This is a genomic window from Limnofasciculus baicalensis BBK-W-15, assembly GCF_024178385.1.
Classification (GTDB): Bacteria; Cyanobacteriota; Cyanobacteriia; order Cyanobacteriales; family Coleofasciculaceae; genus Limnofasciculus; species Limnofasciculus baicalensis.
The window spans coordinates 1-6251 of record NZ_JAMZMM010000359.1 but is presented as its reverse complement, the minus strand read 5'-3'; the positions used below and the strand labels follow the sequence as shown (position 1 = coordinate 6251).

Sequence of the window (6251 nt, the reverse complement as noted above, 5' to 3'; positions counted from 1 at the left end):
GAGCAAGATTTCCGCCTCCCCCTTCCCTAAGAAGAGAGGGGAGCAAGATTTCCGCCTCCCCCTTCCCTAAGAAGAGAGGGGGCTGGGGGGTTAGGTTTTTCGACTTATTGACATTGGCACAAGATATTAGTATTTACCTACTTATCTCGCAGCAGCAACAGGCTGTTTTAAAGCTTGTTTCAACAACTCAGCTTTATCAGTTTGTTCCCATGGTAAATCCAAATCAGTCCGCCCAAAATGACCGTAAGCGGCAACATCTTGATAGAAGCGCCCACCGCGTAATTTGGGTAACTGACGGAGATGGAAGGCTTGGATAATACCAGCGGGACGAAGTTCAAAATGCTTTTGGACTAATTCCAGCAATTCTTCTTCTGCTACTTTACCAGTACCAAATGTTTCCACCATAATACTGACAGGTCGAGCTACACCAATGGCGTAACTAAGTTGTACTTCACACTTTTCTGCTAACCCGGCTGCTACAATATTTTTAGCAGCATAGCGACAAGCGTAAGCAGCAGAACGATCTACTTTGGTGGGGTCTTTGCCAGAGAAAGCACCGCCACCGTGACGAGAATAACCGCCGTAGGTATCGATAATAATTTTACGACCTGTTAAACCCGCATCACCTTGAGGACCGCCAATCACAAATTTACCTGTGGGGTTGACAAGAAAGCGAGTTTCTGCATCAGGTTTAACCTGAAGATCTGCAAAACAAGGTTCAACTACTGCTACCCAAAGGTCTGCTTTAATTTTGGCTTGAACACCAGTTTCAGTGGTAATCTCACCAATGGTGGCATCGTGTTGGGTAGAAATTAAAATCGTATCAATCCCTACAGGTTTGCCATCTTCGTAGATAACAGTAACTTGAGTTTTGCCATCCGGACGAAGATAAGTTAACTCTCCAGATTTCCGCACTGCTGCTAGACGGCGAGCTAGTCGATGGGCTAGACTAATAGGCATGGGCATAAGTTCGGGTGTTTCGTTACAGGCATAGCCGAACATCAAACCTTGGTCACCTGCACCAATTTTATCTAATTCATCATCGCTCATTTCTTCCCGACTTTCTTGGGCGGCAGTGACACCTTGGGAAATATCAGGAGATTGTTCGTCTAAAGCGACTAAAACGGCGCAACTATTAGCGGAAAAGCCGTTATCAGCGTCGGTGTAACCAATTTCCGCTATTTTCTTCCGGGCAATATCAACAAAATTGACATGGGCTTTAGAGGTGATTTCTCCAGTAATTAGGACTAAGCCAGTATTAACTACTACTTCGGCGGCAACACGGCCGTGGTCATCATGAGTCAGGATCGCATCTAAGATGGTATCAGAAATTTGATCGCAGACTTTATCAGGATGACCTTCTGTGACGGATTCGGAGGTAAATAGGTAGCGACGGGACAAGGTTAGATTCTCCTTGACGAGTAAATGGATAGCGATGAGGTTTCCAGTCATAGAAAATCTCCGATGCTGGAAACTCAGTCTCTTTAGAGCGGGGTTGCTTACTCCGGTTGACTGTAACCAGCCATCATAGCAACATTTACAGGTTTCGCTAGAGCAGTTTAGGTTATCTTAGGGATAGGCTGGGGCGGGTTTACTCCCTTGGCGATGGCAAATCCCCGCAAAGGAGGGTAATTTTTGTTTAAAAAGTAATTTTGGAAATTTACAGTAGCGATCAAACCGATCGAACTGTATGCTGTGGCTAGAGTTGGTTGATTTGAGATGAGTTTGGTAGTATTGGGAATGAGTAAAAATCAGTGGCTTTGTAGCTGGATATTCTGTAAAAAAATATTAGCAAAAAGCGAAGTAATTTCCTGGGGGATTGCTTCGCTTTTGACATTTTATAGCCACTGCGCCTTAGCTCAAATTACACCTGATGGTACTTTAGGTGGGGAAGCTTCGGTGGTGACACATGATATTAATATTAAGGGTTTACCTGGGGATTTGATTGAAGGTGGGGCGCTGCGGGGTAGTGCTTTATTCCACAGTTTCAGTGAATTTAATGTTGGGGAGGGGGAAAGGGTTTATTTTGGTAATCCTAGTGGGGTGGAAAATATTTTCAGTCGGGTGACTGGTGCTGATTTTTCTCAGATTTTGGGTACACTTGGTGTTTTGGGTAATGGGAATTTATTTTTGCTTAATCCGAATGGGATTATTTTTGGTGAGAATGCTCAATTGGATGTTCGGGGTTCGTTTGTGGCGAGTACGGCGGATAGTTTCATTTTTGATAATGGGTTGGAGTTTAGTGCTACTAATCCGGAAGTTCCGCCACTTTTGACTGTTAATGTGCCGATAGGATTGCAATTTGGAGGAAAGCCACCCGCAGCAATTAGCAATGGGGGAAATCTGCAAGTGGGAGGAGATTTAACTTTAGTGGGTGGAAGAGTTAACAGTTTAGGGAAATTAGCAACACCTGCTGGAGAAGTTAGGGTAGCAGCGGTGAATGGGGATGTTCAGATACAGGATTTATCAGGACTTTCAGCTATTTTATTGGCTAGTAATAATTTAATTTTGGAGGAGAGTCAGTTACAGACAGGAGGTGATTTAATCCTGTTGGCAGGGAATACAGTAAGGGTGCGAGATAGCTTGCAAAAACCGTTTTTGGCTGATGCTGGTGGGAATTTGTATATTCAGGGAAATCAGGGCATTGATATTTTAGCACTGAATCATCCAGGAACACCTTTTCAAAGTGGAGGTAATCTCAGTTTAGTTAGTGATGGAATTATTTCTGGGGATGCTCATTTTGCCAGTGGTGGTAATTTCTTAATTAGTAATTTATTAGGACAACCGGGTAATTTTGTTAGTTTATATGACCCCATTATCAGTTCAGAAGGAGATGTGATTTTGGGAGATTATACGGGGGTGGCGCTGAAGATAGAGGCGAAAGGAAGTATTACTACGGGAAATATTACTATTACTGGATCGGATACTATTTTAACACCTGGCTCCGATCCAGATATTGCTATTTTGAGAAGTTCTCCAGCGTTAATTTTACGTGCTGGGGTGGATAAGTTGGAAAATCCACCAACGCCAATAAATATACCAACTCCACCAACTCCACCAACGCCGCCACAGCCTCCAACTCCTCCATCTGCGATCGCGGTTTATGATAATAATTTTGAAGATCCAACTAAAGTAGGTTCGGAATGGTCAAATAATTCAATTGATATAACTCCGAGTGGTGAAAAGTTTTTGGGAGAGTTTGTGAATGATACTGTCAGTTTTACACTACCAAACCTTAACCCCCACAAAGAAGCTATGGTGTCTTTTGATCTATTTATTATTGGATTATGGGATGGTAATGGCAATGGTAATAATCCCATCCTGTCATTGAAACCAGAGACGTGGAAGTTGAGTGTTGCTGGAAATTCCACACCATTATTACAAACAACTTTTAGCAATCATGATGCAAATAGTTTGAGTCAAACGCGCAATGATCTTCGCAGTAATCTTCCCAGACAAGTCTTTAACTTTATCGATAGCTTACTAACTCCCTTACTGGTTACACAGCAGTCATATCCGAATAACCCTAGTTCAGCAAGGACAGGTGCTGATCGACCAGACAATTCACTTGGATATCAGTACCAAAACACAATTCCCATTCCTATTAGCTGTTTTTTATGTCCACGATCAGTTTCAGTTTCAATCAAAACAGGAGCAGATTCAGTCTACAATTTCAACTTTACATTTCCCCATTCAGATAGTTCTCTGAAACTCAACTTTTCTGCGTCTGGACTAGAAAATTCTCCAACAACTTCTGCATTTGAGCGTTGGGGATTAGATAATATAAAAGTTTCTCTTTTAGGGGTTTCATCTCCCTCATCTCCCATACCGCCAACGCCAACACCTACCCCATCAACTATACCTAATTTCACTTCCATTGATATTCCATCAGGAGGAACAATTGCAGCCGGGAACATTTTTACTCCAGGTGGACCAGTAATTTTATCGGCTAGAAATGATATTAATATGACTGGCTCAATTACTTCTCAGGGGGGAAAGATTAGCCTCAATAGTGGTGGGACGATTAACACTACAGCAGGTACTATCAATGCTAGCTTGCCTTCTGGTAATGGAGGAACTATTAGTATTAACGCTGCTAATAACATTGATTTGGGTAATATCAGCTCTTTTGGTGACACATTAGGGGGTAATATATCGATCGAGAGTGATGCTTCTATCAGACTGACAAATAGCCAAATTTTTAACAGTTCCAACTCAGGCGCAAGTGGGAAGATAAGTCTAATAGCAGAATCAGATATTTATCTTGACGACAGCCAAATATTCAACAGTACAATTTCCGGGAAAAGTAGTGATATTAATCTGACTAGTAGGTCAGTTTACTTAACCAACAATAGCACAGTAATCACCCAAGGCTTGGAGAATGGCAAAGCCGGAAATATAAATGTCACCGCATCAGAATCTGTGGTATTAAGCGGAAGTAGTGGATTATTTTCTGATAATCGAGGTTCTCAACCAACTGGAAACATAAATGTTGATACGGGACAGTTGATTGTCCAAGATGGCTCAACAGTATCAATTTCCACTAATTCTAAAGATCCGAATGGAGGGGGAGGAACTCTGAAAGTGACTGCTGCAAATTCGGTATTATTGAGTGGAACAGATCCCGAAACTTCCATTCCTACTACTCTATTTAGTTTAACTCTAGGTGCAGGAGATGCTGGAGATATAATAATTGATACGCCTAGCTTAACTGTTTTGAATGGGGCGGCGGTAGTGGCGAGTACTGCCCCTGGTAGCACAGGGAAAGGAGGAAATATTATTGCGAATACTGAATTGATAGAACTGATAGGAACTTCAGCAAATCTGGTAATTCCCAGTGGCTTTTCTGTAGATACGATTGGTACAGGAAAGACAGGAAATATGTCGATTAACTCCAATCGGATCATTGCTAGAGATGGAGGAACGTTTTCTGGTTCTACTTTTGGGAAAGGTGAAGGGGGAAATCTTAATCTCAATGCTTTAGAATATATAGAACTAAGCGGAACTTCTCAAGATCAAAGAATTCGCAGTGGGATTTATGCCGCATCTTTTGATACTGGAAAAGCTGGAAACTTGCGGATTGAAACCCCAGTATTAACAGTTCGAGATTCGGCTAGGGTATCAGTCAGCAGTCAGCCACAGCGAACAGGTGAAGGGAATCTTTTAGATAGAACTAATGCTCTTTTGGATGGTTTAAAAAATATTAACCAAAATTCTCCTAGTCCTTTCTTCGAGATTCCGCCTGTTGTCAGAGGTGAAGGAGTTGGTGATGCAGGCAATATCGAAATTACAGCTAACCGGATTTTTTTGAATAATCGGGGACAAATTATCGCGGAAACCGCATCTGGTGAAGGTGGCAATATTACCCTCAAAGTTCAGGAATATTTGCTAATGCGCCATAACAGTTTGATATCTGCCACTGCGGGTAAAGCACCAGGAGGTGGAAATGGGGGTAATATTACGATTAACACTCCATTTATTATCGGTATTTCCGGAGAAAATAGCGATATTGCCGCGAATGCTTACTTCGGGAATGGCGGGAGAGTGGGAATTACAGGTGAGGGTATTTATGGACTGCAATTTCGCCCGGAGTTGACTATTTTTAGTGATATTACTGCTAGTTCGGAATTTGGTTTTGATGGGGTGGTGGAGATTAATTTGCCAGATATTAGTCCGAGTACCGAGTTACAAGAAGAGCAATTACCGCAACCACCTGAAGTATCGGAAGTTTGTCAACCTGGTACGGCGAAAACTCCTGTAGAATTTGTTAATACTGGGCGCGGTGGTAAACCTCCTCATCCTAGCGATGCGCTTAATAGTAATCCGGGTTGGCGGGATTCGCGTTCTATTTCTAGTGAGAATAATGTTAGTTCAATGAGGGAAATTCGCCAGATTGTGGAGGTGCAAGGATGGGTGACTAATGAGCGAGGGGAGGTGGTGGAACTTGTGGCTAATCCACCTAGTTTTATACCTGATGGTGGTTCTTATTTTCGGTTTGGTTGTGGTTATCGTGGGGGGCGTTAACTGTAAATTTAATGTTGTTTGAAGTGATTATTTGTGAGATAATTTATTCTCCAACTAATAGATTAAGTCCATGAAAAATGATAATTTGCAGTAGTGGCGATAACCCGACAGTGGTTCAAACCACTGTCTAATAGCTTAAGTCAGTTAAAACTGACTGAATTAGAATTTTAGTAGTAGTGGCGATAACCCGACAGTGGTTCAAACCACTGTCTAATAGCTTAAGTCAG

At 42.2% G+C, this 6251-nt stretch carries 2 protein-coding genes; one reads left to right on the top strand and one right to left on the bottom strand.

Annotated features, from left to right (window positions below):
- Positions 1-141: 141 nt before the first annotated feature.
- Positions 142-1401 (bottom strand): methionine adenosyltransferase, encoded by a 1260-nt coding sequence (gene metK / locus NJ959_RS24360; RefSeq protein ID WP_254014341.1) that lies wholly within the window; start codon positions 1399-1401, stop codon positions 142-144.
- Positions 1402-1740: 339 nt separating this feature from the next.
- On the opposite strand from metK, the gene NJ959_RS24355 reads away from it, so the two are divergent.
- Positions 1741-6024, top strand: coding sequence for a two-partner secretion domain-containing protein (locus NJ959_RS24355; RefSeq protein WP_254014340.1), 4284 nt, complete (start codon positions 1741-1743; stop codon positions 6022-6024).
- Positions 6025-6251 lie beyond the last annotated feature (227 nt).